The sequence below is a fragment of the Pseudomonas sp. GW821-FHT10C09 genome (assembly GCF_059415465.1).
The window spans coordinates 1-16066 of record NZ_JBWKNG010000035.1 but is presented as its reverse complement, the minus strand read 5'-3'; the positions used below and the strand labels follow the sequence as shown (position 1 = coordinate 16066).

The 16066-nt window shown below is 58.9% G+C and carries 17 protein-coding genes; 12 read left to right on the top strand and 5 right to left on the bottom strand.

From position 1 onward, the window contains the following. Positions 1 to 89 precede the first annotated feature (89 nt). Positions 90 to 3041 carry a DUF748 domain-containing protein gene (locus AC07N8_RS27235; RefSeq protein ID WP_493146743.1) on the top strand — a complete coding sequence of 984 codons (2952 nt, stop codon included), beginning with the start codon at positions 90 to 92 and terminating at the stop codon, positions 3039 to 3041. Further along, entirely contained in the window at positions 3041 to 3337 is a 297-nt protein-coding gene (locus AC07N8_RS27230) for a DUF2845 domain-containing protein (RefSeq protein WP_493146774.1), read from the top strand. Before AC07N8_RS27235 ends, AC07N8_RS27230 begins: the two co-directional genes overlap by 1 nt. A 290-nt stretch (positions 3338 to 3627) precedes the next feature. Here the strand turns inward: AC07N8_RS27230 and AC07N8_RS27225 are convergent, their stop codons facing one another. Beyond that, positions 3628 to 3981 carry a BON domain-containing protein gene (locus tag AC07N8_RS27225; RefSeq protein ID WP_483842948.1) on the bottom strand — a complete coding sequence of 118 codons (354 nt, stop codon included), beginning with the start codon at positions 3979 to 3981 and terminating at the stop codon, positions 3628 to 3630. Positions 3982 to 4294: 313 nt separating this feature from the next. Then, complete coding sequence (locus AC07N8_RS27220) at positions 4295 to 4717, bottom strand: pilin (protein WP_483842949.1); 423 nt, start codon at positions 4715 to 4717, stop codon at positions 4295 to 4297. 225 nt (positions 4718 to 4942) lie between these two features. Here AC07N8_RS27220 and pilB point away from each other — a divergent pair, with 225 nt between their 5' ends. Genes pilB through yacG form a run of 5 tightly spaced genes read left to right on the top strand, consistent with a single transcriptional unit; the run spans position 4943 to position 9554 of the window. Beyond that, complete coding sequence (pilB, locus tag AC07N8_RS27215; RefSeq protein WP_483842950.1) at positions 4943 to 6643, top strand: type IV-A pilus assembly ATPase PilB; 1701 nt, start codon at positions 4943 to 4945, stop codon at positions 6641 to 6643. A gap of 2 nt (positions 6644 to 6645) precedes the next feature. Further along, positions 6646 to 7863, top strand: coding sequence for a type II secretion system F family protein (locus AC07N8_RS27210; RefSeq protein ID WP_483842951.1), 1218 nt, complete (start codon positions 6646 to 6648; stop codon positions 7861 to 7863). A 1-nt stretch (position 7864) separates the two neighbouring features. Then, entirely contained in the window at positions 7865 to 8737 is an 873-nt protein-coding gene (locus AC07N8_RS27205; protein WP_493146739.1) for a prepilin peptidase, read from the top strand. Continuing rightward, complete coding sequence (gene coaE / locus AC07N8_RS27200) at positions 8734 to 9357, top strand: dephospho-CoA kinase (RefSeq protein ID WP_493146737.1); 624 nt, start codon at positions 8734 to 8736, stop codon at positions 9355 to 9357. Before AC07N8_RS27205 ends, coaE begins: the two co-directional genes overlap by 4 nt. Further along, positions 9354 to 9554 (top strand): DNA gyrase inhibitor YacG, encoded by a 201-nt coding sequence (gene yacG / locus AC07N8_RS27195; RefSeq protein WP_094470598.1) that lies wholly within the window; start codon positions 9354 to 9356, stop codon positions 9552 to 9554. Before coaE ends, yacG begins: the two co-directional genes overlap by 4 nt. 3 nt (positions 9555 to 9557) lie before the next feature. Here yacG and AC07N8_RS27190 read toward each other — a convergent pair whose 3' ends face one another. Both AC07N8_RS27190 and AC07N8_RS27185 read right to left on the bottom strand, forming a co-directional pair. After that, a complete protein-coding gene (locus AC07N8_RS27190; RefSeq protein ID WP_027924171.1) occupies positions 9558 to 9773 on the bottom strand; it encodes a hypothetical protein in 216 nt (71 codons plus the stop codon). 63 nt (positions 9774 to 9836) lie between these two features. Continuing rightward, entirely contained in the window at positions 9837 to 10526 is a 690-nt protein-coding gene (locus AC07N8_RS27185; RefSeq protein ID WP_483842954.1) for an energy-coupling factor ABC transporter permease, read from the bottom strand. A 138-nt stretch (positions 10527 to 10664) separates the two neighbouring features. On the opposite strand from AC07N8_RS27185, the gene AC07N8_RS27180 reads away from it, so the two are divergent. The 5 genes from AC07N8_RS27180 (at position 10665) to AC07N8_RS27160 (ending at position 14117) form a co-directional block, all read left to right on the top strand. Continuing rightward, positions 10665 to 11291, top strand: a complete 627-nt coding sequence (locus AC07N8_RS27180) for a DUF1780 domain-containing protein (protein WP_007942303.1) — start codon at positions 10665 to 10667, stop codon at positions 11289 to 11291. Further along, on the top strand, positions 11288 to 11815 hold the full coding sequence (locus AC07N8_RS27175) for an MOSC domain-containing protein (protein ID WP_493146734.1): 528 nt from the start codon (positions 11288 to 11290) through the stop codon (positions 11813 to 11815). The genes AC07N8_RS27180 and AC07N8_RS27175 overlap by 4 nt, the downstream gene beginning before the upstream one ends. A 50-nt stretch (positions 11816 to 11865) precedes the next feature. Continuing rightward, complete coding sequence (locus AC07N8_RS27170; protein WP_032833555.1) at positions 11866 to 12039, top strand: DUF3094 domain-containing protein; 174 nt, start codon at positions 11866 to 11868, stop codon at positions 12037 to 12039. Between the two features lie 60 nt (positions 12040 to 12099). Further along, on the top strand, positions 12100 to 13398 hold the full coding sequence (locus tag AC07N8_RS27165) for an NAD(P)/FAD-dependent oxidoreductase (RefSeq protein ID WP_483842956.1): 1299 nt from the start codon (positions 12100 to 12102) through the stop codon (positions 13396 to 13398). Between the two features lie 320 nt (positions 13399 to 13718). Continuing rightward, the gene (locus AC07N8_RS27160) at positions 13719 to 14117 is read left to right on the top strand and encodes an HvfA family oxazolone/thioamide-modified RiPP metallophore (protein WP_027924177.1); all 399 of its coding nucleotides are present in this window, start codon (positions 13719 to 13721) and stop codon (positions 14115 to 14117) included. 62 nt (positions 14118 to 14179) lie between these two features. Here AC07N8_RS27160 and AC07N8_RS27155 read toward each other — a convergent pair whose 3' ends face one another. Beyond that, the gene (locus AC07N8_RS27155) at positions 14180 to 15805 is read right to left on the bottom strand and encodes a methyl-accepting chemotaxis protein (RefSeq protein ID WP_493146732.1); all 1626 of its coding nucleotides are present in this window, start codon (positions 15803 to 15805) and stop codon (positions 14180 to 14182) included. Positions 15806 to 16066: the final 261 nt, after the last annotated feature.

The following is a 16066-nucleotide window of genomic DNA, read 5'->3' as shown; positions in this document are numbered from 1 at the left end:
CCCCCTGACTTTCAGATAAGTCCTGCAAAGGCCGGTCACTTCGGAACTGCAATCGCGTGCCATACTCCAAGGCACTCCGATTCAGACAGATGAAGCCGCACATGCCCAAAGGATTGATTCGCGCTATCGGCGCCTTGTTGACTGCTCTGGCTCTCTACAGCTTGCTGGGGTTTCTGATTTTGCCGGGCATCGCGTTGCGGGTTGCCAACCAGCAATTGGCCAACTACGCCACGGTGCCCGCCCACCTTCAACGGATCGAACTCAACCCGTTCAGCCTTGAAGTCACCCTTTGGGGGCTGATCATCGGCGAGCCGGGCAAGGAGCAGGTCGGCTTCGAACGCCTGTACGCCAACGTGCAAGTCGACAGTCTCTGGACCAAGGCCGTGCATCTGTCCGACATCGAACTGGACAAACCCAAGACTGAAATCCTCTTCGGCAAGGATGGGCAGCTCAACCTGCTTGGGCTGTTCAAACTGCCCGCGAGCGAGCCGACACCTGCCGACCCGAACGCCAAGCCGTTTCCGCTGCGCGTGGACCGGATCAATCTCGCTGGCGGCGCGGTGCACTTCCAGGACTCGCGCCCCAGCGAACCCATTGAGTTTCTCTACGACAAACTCGACTTCGAGCTGAAAAACCTCAGCACCCTGCCCGACGACAGCGCCGACATGACCCTGGTAGCCATCGGCCCCAACGGCGGACAGGTCGACTGGACCGGCAACTTCAGCCTGATCCCGCTCGCCTCCGAAGGTAAGCTGAAAATCACCGATGGCAAGATGAAAGCCTTCTGGCCCTATGTGCGCGACGCCGTGCCCCTGGACCTCGAAAGCGGCATCATGAGCCTCAGTACCGACTACAAACTCAACCTGTCCAAAGAAACCGAACTGCTGCTGAGCAACCTCGCGGCCAGCATCGCGCCTTTTGCGATCAAGGCCCCTGACGGCCGAGCGCTGGCGAAGCTGGAACGACTGGACATCAGTGAAACCACGGTCGACTTGGCCAAGCAGCAAGTGGTAGTCGGCAAGATTCGCAGCCAGAAACTCGAAACCTGGGCCGCCCTCGAAGCCGATGGGCAACTCGACTGGCAAAAGCTGTTCGCCAGCCAGCCGTCCAAACCCGCTGCCAAAGCCAAGGCCGAACCCGCCAGTACACCAGCAGCCGCCGACTCACCCAAACCTGAACCAGCGCCACCGAGCAAACCGTGGCAGGTGTTGCTCAAAGACGTGCAACTGCGCGATTACCAGGTGCACCTGGCCGACCGCAAGGCACAACCCGCCGTAGCGCTGGAAGTCGGCCCGTTGAACCTGGACTTGCAGAACTTCGACAGCCTCAATGGTTCGCCTTTTAATCTCAAGCTCGACACCGGCGTGGGCAAACAGGGCAAGATCATGGCCGATGGCGTGGTCAATCTCGCCCCGATCAGCGCCAAACTGAAGGTGCAGACCAAAGACATCGACCTGCGTGTCGCACAGTCCTACATCACCCCGTTCATTCGCCTGGAACTTCGCAGCGGCATGCTCGGCAGTGATCTGGCGGTCGATCTGAAAAGCACCGAGCCATTGGCATTCAGCGTCACCGGTCGTGCCCAGGTCGATCAGTTGCACACCCTCGACACCCTTAAAACCCGCGACTTCCTCAAGTGGCAACAATTGGTGCTCGAAGGCCTGAATTATCAGCACGGTGACAGCCTGTCGATCGACAAGGTCAATCTGTTCCAGCCCTATGCGCGCTTCATGATCAATGATGATCGCACCACCAACATCGATGACCTGCTGATCCCGCAACCGCCCGATAGCGGCGCCAAAACCACCGCGGCCAAACCGGCGAGCAAAGACAAACCACTGGGCATTCACATTGGCGGAGTAGCCATCAATGACGGTTCGGCGAACTTCGCCGACTTCAGCCTGACACCGAACTTCGCCACCGCCATCCAACAGCTCAACGGGCAGATCGGTACCATCGACAGCCGCCAGGCGAAACCGGCCAGCGTGGACGTCAAAGGCAAGGTTGACCGTTATGCGCCGGTGACCATCAAGGGCGCGGTCAATCCGTTCGACCCGATGGCCAGCCTCGACATCGCCACCAGTTTCAAACGGGTGGAACTGACCACGCTCACGCCCTACTCCGGCAAGTTCGCCGGGTATCGCATCCGCAAGGGCCGGCTCAATCTCGATGTGCATTACCTGATCACCAAAGGCCAGCTCAAGGCCGAAAACAAAGTGGTGATCGAGCAATTGCAACTCGGTGAAAAGGTCGACAGCCCGGATGCCGTGAGCCTGCCGCTGAAACTGGCGATTGCCTTGCTCAAGGATGTCGATGGCAAGATTTCCATTGAGTTGCCGGTCACCGGCGACCTCAATAATCCGCAATTCAGCATCATGCCGATTGTCTGGCAAACCCTGCGCAACCTGATCGTCAAAGCGGCCGCTGCGCCGTTCAAACTGATTGGCGGACTGGTGAGTGGCGGCGGCTCCGAAGACTTGGGCACCGTGTCGTTCGCGCCGGGTTCAAGCGACTTGAGCAAAGACGCCGAAGGCGCACTGGTCAAACTGTCTCAGGCCCTGAAGGAACGTCCGGCCCTGCGCCTGGAAATCGAAGGCACGGCCGCCGCCAGCAGTGACGGCCCGCTGATTGCCGAGCAACGCCTGGAACGTGAATACCAGTACAACTACTACAAAATGCTCCAGCGTCGCGGTGACAAGGTGCCGGCCCAGGCTTCATTGCTGCAGGTCCCGGAGAACGAGAAAGGCCCGCTGCTGGAAGGCATCTACCGAACACGTCTGAAGACCCAGCCGCCGGCCGAATGGAAGGACCTGGGCAAGGAAGAACGGACCGCGAAAATGCGCGCCGACGTGATCAAGTTCTGGAGCACCAGCGACGTGTTGTTGCGTCAGTTGGGGCAGGAGCGCGCCAGCAGCATCAAGGATTATCTGGTGGATAAGGGTCAGTTGGCCGATGACCGCGTGTACTTCGTCGACGCCAACCTGGGTGAAGCAGAAAGCGATGGCCGGGTGGTGACGCCGCTGCATCTGGACGCGGAGTGATCGTGGGACGATTGCTGATTGGTCTGGGCCTGGTGATCGTTGTCAGCCAGGCCTCGGCGGCCGATACGCTGCGCTGCGGCAGTCAATTGATCAGCGTTGGGGACAGGTCCAGCGAAGTGCTGCAGAAATGCGGAGAACCGGTCAGCCGCGATGTGCTGGGCTACAAACGCAGCGCCAACCGACGCGAAGAGTTTCAGGTGGAGGAATGGACGTACGGTCCCAATGGCGGGATGTTCCAGTTCCTGCGGTTTGAAGGGAATCGCCTGACGCAGATCACCAGCAAACGCGGTAACTGAACTCACCACAGTCTCAAACGGCCACAATCAAAAATGTGGGAGCGGGCTTGCTCGCGAATGCGGTCTCTCATTCAGCATCTGTATTGACTGAACCACCGCATTCGCGAGCAAGCCCGCTCCCACATTTGATCTTTGTTGCTGTTCCAAATAGAACAGGCCCCCGACACGAATGTCGGAGGCCTGTAATGGCCACATCCTTATGGCCGTTCGCATGAACTCCTAAGAAGCGGCAGGCGTATTGCTCAGCCCGTCTGCCACACCTTCTCCCGGTCCAGGCGAGAAGTCCTGCCTTACTCGGCTTTCAGGCCGTCAGCGGAGACCGCTTTGACGCCTTTGATTTTCTTGGTGATCGCCACGGCGGTGGCTTTCTGGGAATCAGTCACTGCAACAGTGGACGACAGCGACACAACACCTTTGTTGGTTTCGACTTTGATGTCGGTACCAGGAATGCCTTTTTCAGTCAGCAGATCACTTTTGACTTTGGTGGTGATCCAGGTGTCGGAAGTAGCTTCCTCAGCCTTGGTCACTTCACCAGCAGCCAAGGTCATCGGCGCTTGAGTGGTGGTGGTCTGTGCGAATGCTACGTTGGCCATGGTCAGGGTCAGCGCGGTAGCAGTAGCGGCAGCGATAGCGAACTTCTTCATACGAGTAACTCCTGTTTTTCTAGAAAGTCTGCTGGTTGTCTTTTCAGCAGGGTTACTGGGTATAGTGCGAACGCTGTGCCAACTTTGAGACAACCAGTAAATCGTTATAAAACAACAACTTATAAATTCAGCTCATTTTCGAAATCATGCAAAATGCATGACCCGGGAAATCTCTGCATGCAACATGCGGGTTTTCACAAAGTTCCTAACACGCTGAATTTTTTGGCTTTTTTTCTGTGTCTGGAAGACATTCGCAAGCAAAAAAAAGCCCCGCGTCCTTTGGACACGGGGCTGCGCTGGAAGTCAGCCTTTATTAAGTAGCGGAACCCGTGCAACCTTTAGGCACGTAGTCCTGTTGAGCGGTGCTGGCGCACGACCAACCAGTGGTCGCATCGCGGGTCAACGTAATGGTCTTGCTCAGCACTGGCGCCGGTGCATTCAGAATCGTGCACACAATCGTGCCCGCGCCTGTGGACGCCGTGCCGGTCACTGCGACCGTGCAATTGCTGGTCGTGGCATTACCGGCCGGCGCCACGTTGGCAACCGTCGGCGCAGTGCCTTGGTTGATCACATCTTCATATGGCACCTTCATCGCGGAAATCTCGGCCAAACCTGCCGTCACTTTCGCCCGCGCCTGATATTTGGAATACATCGGCAACGCAAACGTCGCCAGAATCCCGATGATCGCCACCACGATCAGCAGTTCGATCAGGGTAAAACCTTTCTGAGTCTTCATAGACAAGCTCCATGCATGAGTCGGAATCTCATGATCTGAAAGAGCTCCAGCACAGCCCGTGCCAAGCGCTACAGCCCCCGCTGGCGGGGCGCCGGGGCGATCAAAAGACCTTTCCTACACCCAGCAACTGCACTATCTGACGCTTTTTGTCACCTCAACGCCGCTGGTTGGGCTCGGGTCCTTGACTAGGCTATAAGTCATGAACTGTCTGCGTCCGGTATCCCAATGAATGACATCGCCCTTAGCGGTCTGGCCAAGCAATTGGTCCTGGCCGAGCTGCTCACTGACAAAAGCGCGCAACAGGCGTATCAGCAAGCCCAACGCAATAAAATCTCCCTGGTCAGTTACCTGGTGCAGAACAAACTGGTGAAGAGTCGCCAGATCGCCGAGATCGCCTCGGAGCATTTCGGCATGGCGCTGCTCGACCTCAATGGCCTGGACAAGGAAACCCAGCCCAAGGGACTGGTCAGCGAAAAACTGATCCGCCAGCACCACGCCCTGCCCCTCTGGCGGCGCGGCAACAAGTTGTTCGTAGGTATTTCCGACCCGACCAATCATCAGGCGATCAATGACATCCAGTTCAGCACCGGGCTGAACACCGAAGCCATTCTGGTGGAGGACGACAAACTCAGCGAGGCCATCGAGAAGTTCTTCGACAGCCACGCCAGCGGCCTGGAAGACATGGCGGACGTTGACCTCGATGGGTTGGACATCGAGTCGGTCGACGACAGTAAAAATGACGCCATCGCCGGGCAGGATGCCGATGACGCGCCCGTGGTGCGGTTCGTCCACAAAATGCTGCTCGACGCGATCAAGAGCGGCTCGTCCGACCTGCATTTCGAGCCCTACGAAAAAACCTACCGCGTGCGGATGCGCACCGACGGCATGTTGCGCGAAGTGGCCAAGCCCCCTATCCAGTTGGCCAGCCGCATTGCGGCGCGGCTTAAAGTCATGGCCAGCCTGGACATCTCCGAGCGACGCAAACCTCAGGATGGGCGGATCAAGATGCGCCTGTCCAAAAGCAAGTCCATCGACTTTCGGGTCAATACCCTGCCGACCTTGTGGGGCGAGAAAGTGGTGATCCGCATCCTCGACCCGGCCAGCGCGCAAATGGGCATCGACGCGCTTGGTTACGAGCCTGACCAGAAAGACCTGTACATGGCCGCCCTGAAGCAGCCACAGGGGATGATTCTGGTCACCGGGCCCACCGGCTCGGGCAAGACTGTGTCGCTCTACACTGGCCTGAATATTCTCAACACCGTGGACATCAACATTTCCACCGCCGAAGATCCGGTGGAGATCAACATGGAAGGCATCAACCAGGTCAACGTCAATCCCAAGCAAGGGCTGGATTTCGCCCAGGCACTGCGTTCGTTCCTGCGCCAGGACCCGGACGTGATCATGGTCGGCGAAATCCGCGACCTCGAAACTGCCGAAATCGCCATCAAGGCCGCCCAGACCGGACACCTGGTGCTGTCCACCCTGCACACCAACAGCGCCGCCGAAACCCTGACCCGTTTGCACAACATGGGCATTCAGGGCTTCAACATCGCCACCTCGGTCACCCTGATCATCGCCCAGCGCCTGGCGCGTAAATTGTGCAGCCATTGCAAGCGACCCATCGAGATCCCCCGCGAAACGCTGCTCAAGGAAGGCTTCCCCGAGGAACGCATTGGCACATTCACGATCTATGAACCGGTCGGTTGCGATCAGTGCAACGGCGGCTACAAAGGGCGAGTCGGGATTTATGAAGTGGTGAAGAACACACCGGACCTGCAACGGCTGATCATGGCCGAAGGCAATTCGCTGGAAATCGACAGCCAGATGCGCAAGGACGGTTTCAACGACTTGCGCACCTCGGGCCTGATCAAGGCCATGCACGGCCTCACCAGCCTTGAAGAAATCAACCGGGTCACCAAGGACTGAACATGGCGGTCAAAGCAGCAAAAATCAGCGTCTATGCCTGGGAAGGCACAGATCGCAAAGGCACGAAAATGACCGGCGAGTTGAGCGGCCAGAACCCGGCGTTGATCAAGGCCCAACTGCGCAAGCAAGGCATCAACCCCGGCAAGGTGCGCAAGAAATCCGCGTCGTTTTTCAACCTCGGCAAACGCATCAAGGCTCAGGACATTGCCCTGTTCACCCGGCAGATGGCGACCATGATGAAAGCCGGCGTACCGCTGCTGCAGTCGTTCGACATCATCGGCGAAGGCTTCGATAACCCGGCCATGCGCAAGCTGGTGGACGAGGTGAAACAGGAAGTCGCGGCGGGTAACAGCTTCGCCGCGTCCCTGCGCAAGAAGCCGCAGTATTTCGATGAGCTCTACTGCAACCTGGTGGACGCCGGCGAGCAGGCCGGTGCCCTCGATACCCTGTTGGAACGGGTCGCGACCTACAAGGAAAAGAGTGAAAGCCTCAAGGCCAAGATCAAGAAAGCCATGACCTACCCGCTGGCCGTGGTCTTCGTCGCGATCATTGTCACCGGGATTTTGCTGGTCAAGGTCGTGCCGCAGTTCGAGTCGGTGTTCAAGGGCTTTGGTGCTGAACTGCCGGCGTTTACGGTGATGGTCATCGGCCTGTCGGAATTCATGCAGCAGTGGTGGTGGGCAATGCTCGGCGGGTTGTTCGCGGGCATTTTCGGCGTGCGTCACGCCTTCAGGACATCCCCGGGGTTTCGCGACTGGCTCGACACCTGGCTGTTGAAACTGCCGCTGATTGGCACGCTGATGTACAAGTCTGCCGTGGCCCGCTACGCCCGCACGCTGTCGACCACCTTCGCCGCCGGCGTGCCTCTGGTCGAAGCGCTGGATTCAGTGGCCGGCGCCACTGGCAACATCGTGTTCAAGCGTGCGGTGCTGCGTATCAAGCAGGACGTGTCGACCGGCATGCAGCTGAATTTCTCCATGCGCACCTCCGGCATCTTTCCCAACATGGCGATTCAGATGACGGCCATTGGCGAAGAGTCCGGCGCGCTGGACGACATGCTCGACAAGGTCGCGAGTTTCTACGAAGACGAAGTGGACAACATGGTCGATAACCTCACCAGCCTGATGGAGCCATTCATCATGGTCGTGCTCGGTGTTATCGTCGGAGGCCTTGTGGTTGCGATGTACCTGCCCATCTTCCAACTCGGCTCAGCGATCTGACATGCCATTGACTGAAATCCTCACGGTTTACCCGGCGTTCTTCGTGGTCATCGCCTTGGCAGTGGGCCTGGTGGTGGGCAGTTTTCTCAATGTGGTGGTCTGGCGCCTGCCGAAAATGCTCCAGCGCGAATGGCGGCTGCAAGCCCATGACGTGCTGGGCGTGCCGCCCGAAGTGCCGGGCCCGACCTACAACTTGATGCTGCCCCACTCCCACTGCCCGCACTGCGACCATCGAATACGCGCGTGGGAAAACATCCCGGTGCTCAGTTACCTGTTTTTACGCGGTCGCTGCTCCAGCTGCGCCGCACCGATCAGCAAGCGCTATCCGCTGACCGAGCTGGCCTGCGGCCTGCTCTCGGGGTTTATCGCCTGGCATTTCGGTTTTGGTTGGCCGGCATGCACGGTGTTGATCCTGACCTGGGGTTTGCTGGCGATGAGCCTGATCGACGCCGAGCACCAACTGCTGCCAGATGTGCTGGTATTACCGCTGCTGTGGTTGGGTTTGATCATCAACAGCTTCGGCGTTTTCGTCTCACTGCATGAAGCGCTCTGGGGGGCTGTGGCCGGGTACATGGCGTTGTGGTCGGTGTACTGGCTGTTCAAGTTGATCACCGGCAAAGACGGGATCGGCCACGGTGATTTCAAATTATTGGCCATGCTCGGTGCCTGGGGCGGCTGGCAGATTTTGCCCCTGACGATCCTGCTGTCATCGCTGGTAGGCGCCATTCTCGGGGTGATTTTGTTGCGCATGCGCGACGCGAAAACCTCGTCGCCAATCCCCTTTGGCCCCTATCTGGCGATTGCCGGCTGGATTGCCTTGCTCTGGGGTGGTCAAATAACCGACTTCTATTGGCAGTTTGTCGGTTTGAAATGAATACCCCTGTGGAAAAACCCTGGATTCTCGGCCTGACCGGCGGCATCGGCAGCGGCAAAAGCGCGGCGGCCCAACACTTCATCGACCTCGGCATTCACGTCGTCGACGCTGATCACGCGGCGCGCTGGGTGGTGGAACCGGGGCGCCCGGCGCTGGCCGCCATCGCCGAGCACTTCGGACCCGGCGTGTTGCAAGCCGATGGGCAACTGGACCGCGCCGCTCTTCGAAAATTGATTTTTGAAGTGCCGCAGGAACGCCTGTGGCTCGAAGGCCTGCTGCATCCGTTGATCGGTGAAGAAATCGCACACAATCTGGCGAAGGCACAATCGCCTTACGCGATTCTGGTTTCGCCACTGCTGATCGAGTCCGGGCAGTACGCCATGACCCATCGGGTTTTGGTGATCGATGCCCCGCAACAGTTACAAATCGAACGCACCTTGCAGCGTGACCAGACCAGCGAGCAACAGGTCCAGGCGATCCTCAAGGCCCAGTCCAGCCGCGAGGATCGCGTGAGCCATGCCGACGATGTGGTGGTCAACGACCGCGACCTCGCCTGGCTGCATAGCGAGGTCGAACGCCTGCATCACTTTTACCTTACTTTGCGTGGAGGCCAGTCATGAGCCAGACCCCAACCGTCAATTGCCCAACCTGTGGCGCCCCTGTTGAATGGAGTGCCGACAGCACCTTCCGGCCGTTCTGCTCGGATCGCTGCAAACTGATCGACCTGGGCGCCTGGGCATCGGAAGAACACAAGATTCCGGTCAGCCCGGACGCTGAAGACGAAATGTTCAGCGAAGACTTCGAACCGCGCCACTGAGGTTCAGGGCCGCATAAAACCGTAGTCCTGGTCGTCATCGAGGTTTTCCGCGAGAAAGCGCAACTCGTCGGCCAGGTCCTCGATACTGCGCACCGCCTTGCTTTGTTGCACCACTGCGCTGAGCAAGGCGCGCAGGCTCAACCCCGGGTCAAACCCCACCTCCTGCGCCCCATCCAGACTCTGACGCAGCTCCTGTCTTGCCCATTCGTACACACTCATGCCCATGCTCCTCAAGGTTTGCTCGAGCATGAGTTCGCCGGCGTTTAGTCGATTTGATGTGGATCAAGACTTCGGATCGTCGTCTTTCCAGGGGGCCGACAGGTAGCGTGTGCGATTGAACGTCTCCAGCCATTCCGGGCAAAACACCACCAGCGCGCTGACGATCATGCCGTTGATGAACGCTTCCGGAAAAATCAGCAGCCACAGATAGCCGATAAAATCTTCCAGCCAATACGGCATGACAAAAATTTCGTCGTACCACAGCACCCACAGCGCCAGCAGCAGGCACAACAACGCCGACAGCGCGGCGGCAAAAAAGCCCGAACAGAAGATATACACAAAGGGATTTCGCGGTTGCGCGCGCTCTACCAGGATGGCGACGCACTCGGTGACCAGCACTGGCAACAAGATCAGCAGCGCCCCGTTCACCCCCACGGCGATCAGGTCCTGACGTCCGAGCAGCACCAGCCCGAGCTGCGCTATCAAGCCGCCGACGATTGCCAGCGGCCAGTCCAGCAGCAAGGTCACGGCGGTCATGCCGATGAAGTGATAAGACACGCCAGTATCGAAATCCCGCCGCACTAGCCACAGCATGAACAGCGCGAACACCGTGCCGAACAGCAAATGCTGGCGCCGACTGTCGGTGAACAACTCAACCCATGGCGCACGCCAGATCGCCCAGAGCAGCACGGGCGCATAGATCAGCCAGCCGACCGTCAGCGTTTCGGGTGACAGCAACTCTGCGCCAATCATGTGGACAACCCCTTGAACTCCACCGCAGACTCCTTGTGTGATAACGGCTCTGTGCCCAGCAGTCTACACCGGCACAAAAGTCGCTCTAGCCGATGCAAAGCTTTCTGCTTGTCGCATTTGAACGCTAAGCTTGGGCCTATGGATGACTCAGATTACTTACGCCTGCTGACCATCGCGGCCGAGCAAGCCAACGCGTTCCTCTCCAATGCCCGCAAATGGGAGCGTGAGCGTTGGGTGTGCCAGCGCCTGCTGCAAGGCCTGAACATTCCCTACCGCGCCGACGAATTCGCCCCGGCCGGCGAGCCGCCGGACGTGTTGTTTCGCGAGGCGAATTTCGAAGTGTTCTTCGTGCTCGATGAGGGCCGGCGCCTGAACGACGAATGGCGCGACGAGCTACAACGTCGGCGCAGCGCGTTTTCCCTGAGCCAGTTGGTGCGACGCGAAGCCAAACCCAAACGCATTCCCGCTAATGAGTTTTTGCTGCGACTGGCGCCGACCTTGCGCAAAAAAGCGCACAACTACAAAGAACGCGGCATGGACCTGGGGGAGCTCGACATCATCGCCTTCGCCAGCCTCAAGCGCGAAGTGCTGGACCTCAACAGTCACTTTCCGCCGCCCACCGAATATTTGCGCCAGGGCTGGCGTTCGTTGTCGCTGGTCGGCCCGACATTCGCCCGAGTGCTGTTCGCGCACCCGGATGCCCCGGATTTCCTGCGCAGTAACCTGGGGCGCAGCATCGTCTTCGATGTCGGTATCAGCCTGTGAGCCCATTGCAGGAATTGATCGCACACGTCCCGCAAACCGGCCGTGTCCGCTGGATCGGTGTGCGCCCCGAACCTCACATACCGATGATCGAGCTGGATGCCGTGGAAGCACGACTCGAGGCCGGTTTGACTGGCGATCGAGCCCGTCCCGGCGTGCGTAATGCACGGCAGGTGACATTGATTCAATGGGAACACTTGGCCGTCATCAGTTCGCTGATGGGCCGCCCGGACGATCAACCGGTTTTACCTAATGAATTGCGGCGCAACCTCGTTATCAGCGGTATCAACCTGTTCAGCCTCAAGGGCCGGCGCTTCCGGATCGGCCAGGCGATTTTCGAAACCACCGGTTGGTGCCAGCCTTGCGCGCGCCTGCAGAACAACCTCGGCCCCGGGACTTTTCAGGCTGTGCGCGGCCATGGCGGAATCACCGCCCGGGTGATACAAAGTGGAATCATTCGACTGGACGACACGGTGAGCGTCGAGCCCATCCCGGACAGCGGCTATGCTCCGTTCAACGTGCGTTAAATCCGCCTGTAGCTTCTACACATTCAGCAACGTCTACTGACGAGGCCTTTATGACCAGCCGCCTGAACCCCGACGACCAAAAGCATGTCGAAGAGTACCTGCACTTGTCCCAGCACCAAGTCGAGCGCCGGCCTTTCCGGCCGTGGATGCTCCTGGTGGTGGTGTTGGCAGTGACCATAGGCCTGGGCCTGTTGAGCCGATTTATCAGTTATCTGACGCTATGAGCTGCCTTGCGCTCGCTCGGATAACCGTACCGATTTCTTTTAGCCTTGCGAGTTATCCCCATGTCCCATCGTATTGTTATTGTCGGCGGCGGCGCCGGCGGTCTGGAGTTGGCTACCCGTCTGGGTAAGACTCTGGGCAAGCGTGGCACGGCCAGTGTGATGCTGGTCGACGCGAACCTGACCCACATCTGGAAACCGCTGCTGCACGAAGTGGCGGCCGGGTCGCTGAACTCTTCCGAAGACGAACTCAACTATGTTGCCCAAGCCAAATGGAACCACTTCGAGTTCCAGCTGGGGCGCATGAGCGGGCTCGATCGCACGCAGAAAAAAATCCAGCTGGCCGCCACTTACGACGAAGCAGGCCTGGAATTGGTGCCCGCCCGTGAAGTGGGTTACGACTCGCTGGTGATCTCGGTCGGCAGCACCACCAACGATTTCGGCACCCAGGGCGCGGCGCAGCATTGCCTGTTCCTCGACACCCGCAAACAGGCCGAGCGTTTCCACCAGCAACTGCTCAACCATTATCTGCGTGCCCATGCCGGGCAGACCGACAAGGTCGAACAGATCAGCGTGGCCATCGTCGGCGCCGGTGCCACTGGTGTCGAACTCGCTGCCGAGCTGCACAACGCGGCGCATGAATTGGCCGCTTACGGTCTTGACCGGATCAAACCGGAAAACATGCACATTACCTTGATCGAAGCCGGTCCTCGGGTATTGCCGGCCCTGCCGGAACGTATTGGCGGGCCTGTGCATAAAACCCTGGAGAAACTCGGGGTCAACGTCATGACCAATGCGGCGGTCAGTGAAGTGACGGCCGACAGCCTGATCACCGCCGATGGCCAAGTGATCAACGCTAGCCTGAAGGTCTGGGCTGCGGGGATTCGTGCACCGGGCTTCCTCAAGGATATCGATGGCCTGGAAACCAACCGCATCAACCAGCTACAAGTGCTGCCGACCCTGCAAACCACCCGCGACGAGAACATCTTCGCGTTCGGCGATTGCGCGGCCTGCCCGCAACCGGGTACCGATCGCAATGTGCCGCCGCGCGCTCAGGCGGCGCATCAGCAGGCGTCGTTGCTGGCCAAATCGCTGAAGCTGCGGATCGAAGGCAAGGCGTTGCCGGAGTACAAGTACACCGATTACGGCTCGTTGATCTCGCTGTCGCGTTTTTCGGCTGTGGGTAACTTGATGGGTAACCTGACGGGCAGCGTGATGCTGGAAGGCTGGCTGGCACGGATGTTTTACGTGTCGCTGTACCGCATGCACCAGATGGCGCTGTATGGCGCGTTCCGTACGGCGATGCTGATGCTGGGCAGCAAAATCGGGCGCGGGACTGAGCCGCGACTCAAATTGCACTGATACACATCCCCTGTGGGAGCGAGCCTGCTCGCGAAGAGGCCATTACATTCAACCTCTATGTTGACTGTTACACCGCTTTCGCGAGCAGGCTCGCTCCCACATTTGTTATTCAGTGCCCTGTAAATCTGTGTCTCACTGTATCCCGCCCCGCGTTTCGCCCCTTCGCTTACAAACTCCCCCCTTGCGCGACACAGTAGCGATACACCCATCCCGCTAAATGGCCACACCCGAGCAAGGCAACCCGCCCGCTTCGGTTGTCGCCGCACTTACGTGGCAACCCTTTATCAAGTGGTTGTGTCGTGCAACCCAGGAGAATTGAAATGTCCCGTACTACCAAAAACACTATCGGTCTGCTTGGCGCTGTTCTGGCAGGCGGCATGATGTTGACCGGCTCTGTATTCGCTTCGCAGCCGCTGACTCAAGGTTATCTGCTGGCCTCGGCTGAACAGGTGGTGAAAACCCCTGAAGGCAAATGTGGCGAAGGCAAGTGTGGCGATGCGTCGATGGCCAAGACCGACACTGATGGCGACGGCAAGGTCTCCCGCGCTGAATTCCAGGCTGTCGCGCCGAAGTCCAACTTCGACAAGATCGACACCAACCACGATGGCTTCATCGACGAGCAAGAAGCGTTCGATAACGTGAAAGCCAACTACGAAGCCAACGGCAAGAAAATGCCAAAAGGTTTGTTCGAACACCTGAAAGACCAAGACGGCGCCTAAGCCTCTGAGCACCACGCCCCGCTTTCTCCACCGAGAAGCGGGGCTTTTTTCGTCTGGCGAATTTACACCTGGAAGCGCTGCACCATGGTGCTCAACGAATTGGCCAGGCGTGAGAGCTCATGGCTGGAGGCACTGGTCTGATTCGCCCCGGCAGCGGAGCGCACGGACAGGTCGCGAATGTTCACCAGATTGCGGTCCACTTCTCGCGCCACCTGGGCTTGTTCTTCAGCCGCGCTGGCGATCACCAGATTGCGTTCATGGATCTGGTGAACCGAGTCCGTGATCGTCTGCAACGCCTCGCCTGCACGCTCGGCCAGGGCCAGAGTCGTCGCTGCGCGAGTTGAGCTCGCCTGCATCGAATCCAGCGCCTGGGTCGAGCCACTGCGCATGCCTTGCACCATTTGTTCGATTTCCTGGGTCGATTGCTGCGTGCGATAAGCCAGTGCGCGAACTTCATCAGCCACCACCGCAAATCCTCGACCGCTTTCCCCGGCGCGTGCCGCTTCGATGGCCGCATTAAGTGCCAGCAGATTGGTCTGCTCGGCAATCGCGCGAATCACATCCAGCACCTTGCCAATGTCTTGCGACTGGTTGGCCAAGGACTGCACCAGACCTCCCGTCACTTGCACATCACTGGCCAGCGCACCGATGGCCGTGACCGTTTCGCTGACGCGCGCCTGACCGGCATGGGCGGATTCGCTGGATTGGCGGGTAGCGTCGGACGTCGACACCGCATTGCGAGCAACCTCCTCCACTGCCGTGGTCATTTCGTTGACGGCGGTGGCGGCCTGTTCGATCTCATTGTTCTGCTGCTGCAGGTTTTGCGTGCTGTCGAGGGTGACCGCGTTCAACTCGTCCGCTGCCGTGGCCAGTTGCGCCGCCGAGCCGCTGATGCCTTGCAAGGTTTCGCGCAGGTTCTGCTGCATGGTCGCCAGCGCCTTGAGCAAGCGGCTGACTTCGTCGTTGCCATGGGTTTCGATCGGACGCGTGAGGTTGCCACGGGCCACGTTTTCCGCAGCCTGCAACGCTTCGCTCAAGGGTTTGACGATGCTGCGGGTCAGCAACATGGCCAGGCCGACGGTGGCCAGTGCCGCCAACGCGATGAACAAGCTGACGATCATTCGCGAGGTATCGTAATGCGCAGCAGATTTCTCGCTTTCGGCGGCGACTTGCCTGGCGAACAGGTCCGCCAGGTCAGTAAGTTGTTTGCCGGAGCCATCGACCACGGTTTTCATGTCGATCAGCAGCAGTTTGGTCAGCTCGTCACGGCGACCTTGTTCCGCGAGGGAAAACGATTGGGCAATACCGGAACGGTAAGCCGCGAAGGTGGTTTTGAACTGGTCATACAACGCCTTGCCTTCGGCAGTGTTTACAAGCTTGTCGTACGCGGCGATCCGATCGCTGAGTTCCTTGTCCCGGGTATCCATCTGGCTGCGGTATTGAGGAATGTTCTTGGGGTCCTGATCCAGGGCCATGCGCAGGGAAATGGTGCGGATGCGCAGCATGAGCTCGCGGATCTCGTCGCCACCGCGAATGCTCGGCAACCATTGCTTCTCCACCGCCACCTCACTCTCGCGAATGCTAGACATCTGCCCCAGCGCAAACACGCCGAGCAAGGCGACCAACACGGCAATCAGGGCAAACCCCAAGGCCGCCCGAGGAGCAATATTCAACTGACGAAGCAACATAACGAACGCCCTTTTCTTGTAATGGCCTGGATAAGGGGCGTGTGTCGGCAGAACCCCGTCGCTTCGCTATCGGCAAGTTGTACGATGACTTGAAGGGAATCGCATTTTCGGTAAACAAAAAGCGGTAGATAAAAAGCGGCAGACAAAAAAAATCCCCGTATCTTTCGATACGAGGATTTTTAATATGGTCGGGGTAAGGGGATTCGAACTCCTGACATCCTGCTCCCAAAGCAGGCGCGCTACCGGACTGCGCTATACCCC

Coding starts and splice junctions, on each gene's coding strand:
- AC07N8_RS27185 (WP_483842954.1), bottom strand. CDS start 10,526: ATGATTGGCGCAGAGTTGCTGTCACCCGAAACGCTGACGGTCGGCTGG.
- AC07N8_RS27210 (WP_483842951.1), top strand. CDS start 6,646: ATGGCGGTCAAAGCAGCAAAAATCAGCGTCTATGCCTGGGAAGGCACA.
- AC07N8_RS27160 (WP_027924177.1), top strand. CDS start 13,719: ATGTCCCGTACTACCAAAAACACTATCGGTCTGCTTGGCGCTGTTCTG.
- pilB (WP_483842950.1), top strand. CDS start 4,943: ATGAATGACATCGCCCTTAGCGGTCTGGCCAAGCAATTGGTCCTGGCC.
- AC07N8_RS27165 (WP_483842956.1), top strand. CDS start 12,100: ATGTCCCATCGTATTGTTATTGTCGGCGGCGGCGCCGGCGGTCTGGAG.
- AC07N8_RS27170 (WP_032833555.1), top strand. CDS start 11,866: ATGACCAGCCGCCTGAACCCCGACGACCAAAAGCATGTCGAAGAGTAC.
- AC07N8_RS27225 (WP_483842948.1), bottom strand. CDS start 3,981: ATGAAGAAGTTCGCTATCGCTGCCGCTACTGCTACCGCGCTGACCCTG.
- AC07N8_RS27220 (WP_483842949.1), bottom strand. CDS start 4,717: ATGAAGACTCAGAAAGGTTTTACCCTGATCGAACTGCTGATCGTGGTG.
- AC07N8_RS27155 (WP_493146732.1), bottom strand. CDS start 15,805: ATGTTGCTTCGTCAGTTGAATATTGCTCCTCGGGCGGCCTTGGGGTTT.
- yacG (WP_094470598.1), top strand. CDS start 9,354: ATGAGCCAGACCCCAACCGTCAATTGCCCAACCTGTGGCGCCCCTGTT.
- AC07N8_RS27205 (WP_493146739.1), top strand. CDS start 7,865: ATGCCATTGACTGAAATCCTCACGGTTTACCCGGCGTTCTTCGTGGTC.
- AC07N8_RS27190 (WP_027924171.1), bottom strand. CDS start 9,773: ATGAGTGTGTACGAATGGGCAAGACAGGAGCTGCGTCAGAGTCTGGAT.
- AC07N8_RS27180 (WP_007942303.1), top strand. CDS start 10,665: ATGGATGACTCAGATTACTTACGCCTGCTGACCATCGCGGCCGAGCAA.
- AC07N8_RS27235 (WP_493146743.1), top strand. CDS start 90: ATGAAGCCGCACATGCCCAAAGGATTGATTCGCGCTATCGGCGCCTTG.
- coaE (WP_493146737.1), top strand. CDS start 8,734: ATGAATACCCCTGTGGAAAAACCCTGGATTCTCGGCCTGACCGGCGGC.